The sequence below is a fragment of the uncultured Phenylobacterium sp. genome (assembly GCF_902826855.1).
GTDB lineage: Bacteria > Pseudomonadota > Alphaproteobacteria > Caulobacterales > Caulobacteraceae > Phenylobacterium.
In genome coordinates this window covers 1-7,675 of the sequence record NZ_CADEGK010000206.1, presented here as the reverse complement: position 1 = coordinate 7,675, position 7,675 = coordinate 1, and the positions used below count along the sequence as shown (strand labels likewise).

Here is a 7,675-nt window from a genome sequence, read left to right as displayed (position 1 = left end):
AGGCCTTCCAGTTGCGGCTGCGGCTGGAACGCGAGGTGGATCAGCTCAACTTCACGGACTTCGTCGCCGACGGCGACGTGAACTCCGCTGGTGGGATCACCGCCGGCAACCCGGACCTGAACCCGGGTCAGGCCTGGGTGGCCGAGATCGCGGTGGAGCAGCGGTTCTGGGCGGCGGGCTCGGTGACGCTGACCTATCGACACTCCGAGCTCAGCGACGTCGTGGACCGTGGCCCGGTGACCGTGGGCGGCGCGACATTCGACCGGCCGGAAAATATCGGCGACGGGACCCTCGACGCCCTGATCGTGGACCTGACCCTCCCCTTCGACCGGTTGGGGATCAAGGGGGCCCTGCTGAAGGGCAATCTTACCAAGCGCTGGGCCAAGGTCACCGATCCCACCACCGGCGAGGCGCGGTTCCAGTCCGGCCTTCACCGGCTGGATTGGTCCGCCAACTTCTCCTGGGACTTGCCGCAGTACAGGATCACATGGGGCGTGGACGTCTTCGGCGGGTTCCGCGAAAGCTACTACCGCTTCAACCTGGTCGAGGAGTTCAAGCTCAACACCTACGTGCGGCCGTTCGTCGAGTACAAGCCGCGACCGGACCTCAACATCCGCCTCGAGCTGCCGAACGTCACGCGCCGCAACCTGCACGACACCTTCTATATCTACCCCGGCCTGCGCACGGCCGGCGGACAGCCGAGCTTCATCGACGACAAGCGCACGAACCAGACGCCGGGCAGCACCTTCCTGCGCATCCGCAAGACGTTCGGGTAGCGGCGGACGGCTAGGCGCCGCGGTCGGCGGGGACCGGCTCGGCGTGGGGGCCCTCGCCCGCCGGGGCGACCCCGTGCGCCCAGCCCTTGATGAAGAAGCTGATGGCGATGAAGACGACGCCGATCCCGATGCCCCACAGCCCCAGCTGACTGAACACCGCCAGCGACGACTCGAGCGAGGCGCGCGAATCCAGAACCTGGCCTCCGACGGTCTCGGTTCCGGCCGCACCCGCGATGAGCCCGCCCACGAACTGGGCGATGGAGGACGCCAGGAACCAGACCGCCATCATGAAGGACACCACAGCCGGGACGGACAGCTTGGTGATCTCCGACAGGCCCACCGGCGACAGGAAGAGTTCGCCGGTGGTGTGCAGCAAGTAGAGCATGCCCAAGAGGATCAGCGGCAGGCGGTAGCTGTCGTCGGCGAAGCCCGCACCCCAGACCACCACCATGAAGCCCAGGCCCACCTGAACGAGACCGAGGCCGAACTTCAGGGTCGGATTGGGATCCCGGCCACGCTGGGCCAGCCAGGCCCACATGGCCGCGAAGATCGGCGCGCCGATGAGGATGAAGCCGGCATTGAACGATTGGGTCTGCGCTGCGGCCATGCCCATGAGGTCCACGTTGCGCGCCGCGAACAGGTTCAGCGACGTGCCAGCCTGCTCGAACAGGGTGAAGAACACCACCGCCCCCAGGATCAACACCACCGCCAGCATCATCCGCTGGCGCTCGACCCAGGTCTTGCAGACGAAAGCGACGATGTAGGCGATGGCCAGCAGCGACATCACGATCGAGGCGATCAGGGCCACGCCGACGATGTCGTTGCGCTGAACCAACCACAGCACTGGGAACACGCCAAGCAGCCCGCCAGCATAGATCAGCCACTCGCGGCTGATCGGCCCGACGAGGGGCTTCTTGAGCAGCTCGGGGTTCGGCGGCTCGCCGTGGCCCTCGAGGTGCTTCTTGCCGAGCACGAAGACGATGAAGCCAGCCGCCATGCCGACCCCGGCCAACCCGAAGCCGGCCCACCAGCCGATGCTCTGGCCCAGGTAGCCACAGAGCAGCGACGCCCAGAACGCGCCCAGGTTGATGCCGTAGTAGTAGAGGGTAAAGCCGCTGTCCCGCCGGGGATCGCCCTGCGGATAGAGCTGGCCCACGATGGTGGAGATGTTCGGCTTGAGGAAGCCGACCCCCATGATGATCAGCGAGATCGCGACGAAGAAGGCGGTCCGGCCGAACGGGTCAGCCTTGGCTTCCATCTGATACGAACCTTCCGGCAGCACGGCCGGGAGCGGCGCGCCGGCGGGTAGGTCCTTGATCGCCAGTCCGCCGCCCTCGGCCGGACCGAACCCATAGGGCTGCCCGGCCACCATCAGGTTCACCGTGCGGCCTTCCATGCGGCCCTGGGACGCTACCTCATAGGTCTGGCCCGCATAGGTCAGCGTCTGGGTGGCGGGCTTGCCTTCCAGCCCCATGGTCAGGTGGCCGGCGACCAGGAGCAGCGCTCCGAACGCCACCGCCTTGCGAGTGCCGAGGTAGCGGTCGGCCAGGATGCCGCCCAAGAGGGGCAACAGGTAGACCAGCGAGGTGTAGGATCCGTACTGGGCGCCAGCGGTCTTGTCGTCGAACAGGAGGTGCTGGGTCAGATAGAAGATCAGGATGCCGCGCATCCCGTAGTAGGAGAACCGCTCCCACATCTCGGCGAAGAACAGGATGATCAGCCCGCGTGGGTGGTTCTTCAGCAGCTGCAGCAACACGGGGATGCCCGTGGCCAGCGTGACGACGATGCCGATAATCCAGATGAGCATGCGTGGAGGCTTCCGATTCCCTGGGACGCAGCGAGCCCGCGGGACAGCTTCGCCCCAGGCCGCGGATTTGCGGGGAGAAAATCACGCGTCCCCGCCAAGCACAAGGCAAGGCCTCCCGCACGACAGCGTGCAGGCCGTCATCGGGATCACGCCCTCGATCACGTCGGCGGGACCCCAAGCGCGCGCCAGCCGTTGATTGCTGGAAGGAGTTCCCGATGAAGACCCCCGGCACCGATCATCCCATCACCCTGACCCCTACGACGCGCCGCTGGCGGGCCAAGTACGGCGGCCATGTGATCGCCGACAGCGACCAGGCCATCGTCCTGCAGGAGGCCTCCTATCCACCCGTGGTGTACTTCCCGCGCCAGGACGTCTCGATGGAGTACCTGCACCGCACCGACCACGCGACCCATTGCCCCTACAAGGGCGACGCCAGCTACTACACGCTGCAGATGGACGGCCATTTCGCCGAGAACGGCGTGTGGACCTACGAGCGCCCGTTCCCGGCGGTGGCGGCGATCGAGGGCATGGTCGCCTTCTATCCCAACCACGTGGAGGTCTACGCCGTCGACGACGCGGCGGTGAACCCGCACCACAAGGACGCGCCGGCCCGGACCGATGTCGACGACGCGGTGCTGCATACGGATTCAGGCTCCGGCGCCTCGCAGCGCGAGCACTGGGCGCCCAATGTGGAGGGCCCGGAGGAGGGCGGGGTCCGCTAGGCCGGGACCGCCTGTTGCTGGGCCAGGCGCGAGCCGGTGTATTCGACGTCGTTGGTCACTTCGCGCACGCACCAGGTGGGCACGTCGAAGGCCATGGCGGCCATCCGGTTGGAGGCCTCGCACTCGGCAAGGACCAGACCCTTCAGCCCTCCCTCGAACACGTCCACGACGAACGCTCCCACCTTGTGCCGACGCTTGGAGAGCCGCGCGCCGGGCAGGACGTTGAAGACCTCGTACTCGTCGGCGTTGAGGTAGAGGTTGGTCATCGGTCCGATCAGCGGATTGTCGGGGGCGTACTTCTTGGCCAGCTTGAACTCGGTTGGCGCGCCGTCCGGCATGGTGATCCGACGCAGCCGCAACCGCCCGCCGTCGATGTACAGGTCCTCGATCAGCCGCGCGTCGGCCGCCTTGAGGTCGGGCATCTGGCGGGTGTCCACGACGAAGCGCCGCTCGGCCACCCAATGCGCGTACTTCGGAAGATCCGCCATCTCAGTCCTCGCGCAGGCCTCGTCTGACGAGCGGAAGCGGACCGCAGGCTCATCGTCAAGCCTCCGCCACGGCAGCAGGACCGGCGCCGCGAGGAAATTATCGGAGGGTCAGTACGCGAAGTCCTCGAACACCCGGCTGGCGTCGCGGCCCCAGCGCGTTTCGTAGAGTTCCAGCAGGCGTTCGGCGGGCGTGATCCCGCTGTCGGCGATCTGCTCCAGTTCGGAGAGGTAGTTGCTCTCGTCGACCATGCCGGCCGAGAGGCGGTTGCGGTTCTTCAGGCCTTGATGGGCGATGGCGAGGAGATCCTTGGCCACGTCCTGCACGGTGCGCCCATTGATCTCGGCCTTCAGGCCGCGGCGGGCCACGTCGGCGCGCAGCCGCTCATGGTCTTCGATCTTCCAGTCCTTGCAGAGGTCCCAGGCCGCGGCCAGCGCCGGGGCGTCGTAGAAGATCCCCATCCACAGAGCCGGAAGCGCGCACAGTCGGCTCCAGGGCCCGGCGTCGGCGCCGCGCATCTCCAGGTACTTCTTCAGCCGCACCTCGGGAAACAGGGTGGTGGTGTGGTCGGCCCAGTCCTTGATGCTGGGTCGCTGGCCGGGCATCTCGGCCAGCTTGCCCTCCATGAAGTCGGCGAACGAACGGCCCGCCAGATCGATGTAGCGGTCGCCACGTTTGGCGAAATACATGGGCACGTTCAGCGCATAGCGGGCGTAGGTCTCGAACCCGAAGCCGTCGGCGAAGACGAAGTCCAGCATCCCGGTGCGGTCTGGATCGGTGTCGGTCCAGACGTTGGCGCGGGCCGAAACGAAGCCGGAGGGCTTGCCCTCAATGAACGGCGAATTGGCGAACAGCGCGGTGACGATGGGCTGCAGGGCCAGCGAGGTGCGGAACTTCGCCACCATGTCCGCCTCGGACGAGAAGTCCAGGTTGGCCTGCACCGTGCAGGTGCGGAACATCATGTCGAGGCCGAGCCCGCCCACCTTGGGCATGTACTCGCGCATGATCTTGTAGCGGCCCTTGGGCATCACGGGGACCTGGTCGCGTCGCCAGGTGGGCGTGAAGCCGAGCCCCAGGAACCCCAGGCCCAGCTCGTCGGCGACCACCTTGACCTCGGAGAGGTGCTGGCCGGTCTCCTCGCAGATGTCGTGTACGGTCTCCAGCGGCGCGCCCGACAGCTCGAACTGGCCGCCGGGCTCCAGGCTGACATTCGCCTTGCCGCGCTCGAGGGCGATGACGTTGTCGCCCTCCATCACCGGCGCCCAGCCAAAACGGGTCAGGCCATCCAGCAGCGCCTTGATGCCGCCCGGCTGGTAGGGGACCGGGGAGTGATCGGAGAGGCGGAACACGAACTTCTCGTGCTCGGCGCCACAGCGCCACTCGCTGGCCGGCTTGGCGCCCTCGGCCATCCAGGCGACCAGGTCCTCGAACACCAGGGGTCGATCGTCGCAGGCGACCTCGGCCATACTCATCCTCCCGGCCTCGACGCCGTGGCGCCGCCCTGCCGGCGGCCCGCGTCCTTACGCTGTTCAGTTAGGTGGGCGCAAATCCGGCGAGCTCAAGTCCGACCTGTCATGCGCGGCCCGACGGGGGTAAGCGTGGGAAGAACCGCAACTCCGGAGCCCTGATGGCCGACAACGTCAAAGAGGCCGTGCCCTTCTTCCGGGTCGTCGACATGAAGGCTTCGCTGGCCTTCTATGTGGATGGGCTGGGCTTCGAGATCGACAAGCGTTGGGACGACCGGGGGGTTCTGCGCTGGTGCACGATGAAGCTTGGCGGCGCCACGCTGATGCTGCAGCAGTTCCGCCGCAAGGGGCAGGACGCCTGGGCGCCCGACGGCCGGGTCGGCGAAGGCGTGTCGATCTTCTTCCTGTGCGAGGACGCCATCGCCATCTGGCGCGATGCGGTGGCCAAGGGCCTCGACGCCTCCACGCCGGAGGTCGGCAACGGCATGTGGGTCACCGGCCTTGACGACCCGGACGGCTACCGCATCGAGTTCCAGAGCGCCACCGATGCGCCCGAGGACAGCGTGTACGGGGAGGACTGATCCGCGCATCCTCGCGACGGGAAGGCGGCGTGGATGCAGACGCTAACGCCAGTCCCCCACCGCCGCCTGCCAGAGAGTCAGGGCGCTGATGGCGGCGGTGTCGGCGCGGAGGATGCGAGGACCGAGGCCGGCCGGGGTCGCGTACGGCAGCGCCCGCAGCGTTTCGCGTTCGGTTGGGGAGAAGCCGCCCTCCGGACCGATCAGGATCGCCCAGGGGCCCTCCGCCAGCCCCGCGCGCAGCATCGGCGGCGCATCGCCCGACTCGTCGCAGAACAACAGGCGCCGGCCAGGCTCCCAGTCGGCCAACAGCGCCGCCAGTTTCATCGGCTCGGCGATTTGCGGGACGTCCAGCCGCCCGGTCTGCTCGGCGGCCTCTGTGGCGATGGCTCGCAGGCGGTCCACGCGGGTGTGGTCGGCGTTCGTCCGTTCTGTGATGGCCGGGCGCACGCGCCGCGCGCCGAGCTCAGCCGCCTTCTCGACGATGGTCTCAAGCCGAGCGCGCTTCACGAGGGCGACGATCAGGTCCAGGTCGGGCCCGGACGCCTGCGGCCGCGTCCGCGACAGGGCCGTCAGCCGCACGGCGCGCTTGCCGACCACGGCCACCGTCGCGCGCCATTCGCCGTCACGGCCGTTGAACACCGCAACCTCGTCGCCCACGACCAGGCGCATCACTGCGGCAAGGTAGTGGCTCTGGCCCCGGTCCAGGTCGAGGCCGGCGCCAGGCGCGAGGTCGTGGGGCACGCTGAGCCGGATCATGGCCCCTCTTAGCAATCCCACGCATTATGCGCCCATGGGCAAATCCAACGACGACGAACTCCGGGACCTTCAGGTCGGGCTGGTGCGCTACCAGGCGCACGCCATCGAGGCGGGCCTGCGCGACCTCGTGATCTTCGAGGGGCGCGACGCGGCCGGCAAGGACGGAGCCATCAAGCGGATTGTCGAACACCTGTCGGTGCGCCACACCCGCGTCCTGGCCCTGCCCAAGCCCGACGAGCGCGAGCGAAGCGAATGGTACTTCCAGCGCTATGTGAAGCACCTGCCGGCGGCCGGTGAGTTCGTGATCTTCAACCGCTCCTGGTACAACCGCGGCGGGGTCGAGCGCGTGATGGAGTTCGCCACGGCCGCCGAGATCGAGATGTTCCTGCGCGACGTGCCGGTGTTCGAGCGCATGCTGCTGGGTAGCGGCGTGCGGATCGTGAAGATGTGGCTCGACATCTCCCGGGACGAACAGGCCAAGCGGCTGAAGGCCCGGCGTGAGGATCCGCTGAAGGCCCTGAAGGTTTCCAACCTCGACGCCGTCGCCGAGCTGAAGTGGGACGCCTATTCCGACGCGCGCGATGAGATGCTGACCCGCACCCACAGTGACGAGGCGCCGTGGACCGTCATCCGCACCGACGACAAGCCTACCGCACGCAGCAACATCATCCGCCACCTGCTGAAGACCCTCGCACCCAAGGACATCACCCGTGACGTCTCCGCGCCGGACAAGGACGTGCTCTACGCCTTCGAGCCCGAGTCCGTGAAGGACGGGCGCCTCGAGCATTGAGCAACCGCGGCTGCCCCGAAACGCACGTCACGCTCCGCTGCGCGGCCTTGTCGCAGCGAGTCTCGGAATGTTCCACAACCTCAGGCGGTACGGTCAAGGCTGTTAACCATCCGTTGACTCTGTTTCGTTCCATCTTTGTTCGATGGTAGCGTCCAGCGACCGACTCACCGCTGGACCGCTTCCATGAAGGACACCCTCACCGTCGGCGAAGCGCGACGCATCGCGCTGGCGGCCCAGGGCTTCGGCGGAGACCGAGACGCCCCCGTGGGCCGCCGCCAGCTGACCAGGCTC

Annotated in this window: 7 protein-coding genes and 1 pseudogene; 4 read left to right on the top strand and 4 right to left on the bottom strand. The window is 67.6% G+C overall.

What is annotated here, in order from left to right; genetic code table 11:
- Positions 1 to 776, top strand: a pseudogene (locus QZV94_RS20805) (TonB-dependent receptor); the annotation flags it as partial.
- A 10-nt stretch (positions 777 to 786) separates the two neighbouring features.
- On the opposite strand, the gene QZV94_RS20800 reads toward QZV94_RS20805, so the two are convergent.
- The gene (locus QZV94_RS20800) at positions 787 to 2,583 is read right to left on the bottom strand and encodes a peptide MFS transporter (RefSeq protein WP_293681402.1); all 1,797 of its coding nucleotides are present in this window, start codon (positions 2,581 to 2,583) and stop codon (positions 787 to 789) included.
- A 215-nt stretch (positions 2,584 to 2,798) separates the two neighbouring features.
- Here QZV94_RS20800 and QZV94_RS20795 point away from each other — a divergent pair, with 215 nt between their 5' ends.
- The gene (locus tag QZV94_RS20795; RefSeq protein ID WP_293681399.1) at positions 2,799 to 3,305 is read left to right on the top strand and encodes a DUF427 domain-containing protein; all 507 of its coding nucleotides are present in this window, start codon (positions 2,799 to 2,801) and stop codon (positions 3,303 to 3,305) included.
- On the opposite strand, the gene QZV94_RS20790 is transcribed toward QZV94_RS20795, so the two are convergent.
- Both QZV94_RS20790 and QZV94_RS20785 read right to left on the bottom strand, forming a co-directional pair.
- The gene (locus QZV94_RS20790) at positions 3,302 to 3,793 is read right to left on the bottom strand and encodes a hypothetical protein (protein ID WP_293681396.1); all 492 of its coding nucleotides are present in this window, start codon (positions 3,791 to 3,793) and stop codon (positions 3,302 to 3,304) included. The genes QZV94_RS20795 and QZV94_RS20790 overlap by 4 nt on opposite strands.
- 108 nt (positions 3,794 to 3,901) lie before the next feature.
- On the bottom strand, positions 3,902 to 5,257 hold the full coding sequence (locus QZV94_RS20785; protein WP_293681393.1) for a glutamate--cysteine ligase: 1,356 nt from the start codon (positions 5,255 to 5,257) through the stop codon (positions 3,902 to 3,904).
- Between the two features lie 161 nt (positions 5,258 to 5,418).
- On the opposite strand from QZV94_RS20785, the gene QZV94_RS20780 reads away from it, so the two are divergent.
- On the top strand, positions 5,419 to 5,838 hold the full coding sequence (locus QZV94_RS20780; RefSeq protein WP_293681390.1) for a glyoxalase/bleomycin resistance/extradiol dioxygenase family protein: 420 nt from the start codon (positions 5,419 to 5,421) through the stop codon (positions 5,836 to 5,838).
- Between the two features lie 42 nt (positions 5,839 to 5,880).
- On the opposite strand, the gene QZV94_RS20775 is transcribed toward QZV94_RS20780, so the two are convergent.
- Positions 5,881 to 6,594, bottom strand: coding sequence for a 16S rRNA (uracil(1498)-N(3))-methyltransferase (locus QZV94_RS20775; RefSeq protein ID WP_293681387.1), 714 nt, complete (start codon positions 6,592 to 6,594; stop codon positions 5,881 to 5,883).
- A 34-nt stretch (positions 6,595 to 6,628) separates the two neighbouring features.
- Here QZV94_RS20775 and ppk2 point away from each other — a divergent pair, with 34 nt between their 5' ends.
- The gene (gene ppk2, locus QZV94_RS20770; RefSeq protein WP_293681405.1) at positions 6,629 to 7,384 is read left to right on the top strand and encodes a polyphosphate kinase 2; all 756 of its coding nucleotides are present in this window, start codon (positions 6,629 to 6,631) and stop codon (positions 7,382 to 7,384) included.
- The last annotated feature ends 291 nt before the right edge of the window (positions 7,385 to 7,675 follow it).